This is a genomic window from Terrisporobacter mayombei, assembly GCF_020748465.1.
GTDB lineage: Bacteria > Bacillota > Clostridia > Peptostreptococcales > Peptostreptococcaceae > Terrisporobacter > Terrisporobacter mayombei.
Map to the genome: position 1 here is coordinate 1 of NZ_JAHZMP010000129.1, position 508 is coordinate 508.

Genomic DNA, 508 nt, shown 5'->3' on the forward strand with positions numbered 1-508 from the left:
CTATCAAACATTTGTATATATTAACATCATAATTTAATTTATAAAAAACAAACATTACAAAAATGCATATTAATATTCTATTATCAGCACCAACATTAGTATAGAAAGTAGAAATAATAATAAAAGTGGAAATTAAAAAATATAAATTTATTAAACTAGTTTTTACTTTACTTGTGTAATCAAACACTTTCTTGCATGCCCATAGTTCTATAATAGAAGAAACGATTGTTATAAACATATCTAACATAATAAAACTCTCCATAACTTAAACAATTTTGCATAAATTTCCTTTAATAACACGAAAATGATTTGAACTTTTATAATAATTATATCATAAAATAGATTATACTTGGATGAAGTTGCTAAATATTATATATATATAAATAATTTTATCTACATATGTAATTATTAATATAAATGAGTAAAACTATAATATGCATTGTAATAATAAAACGAACGAAACGAACGAAAATTATCATACTAAAACATAAGACATGTTATAATCATG

1 pseudogene is annotated in these 508 nt (G+C 19.9%); it reads right to left on the bottom strand.

Annotated elements, in window-relative coordinates:
- A pseudogene (locus tag K0039_RS20710) lies at nt 1-247 on the bottom strand (ATP-binding protein); the annotation flags it as partial.
- Nucleotides 248-508: the final 261 nt, after the last annotated feature.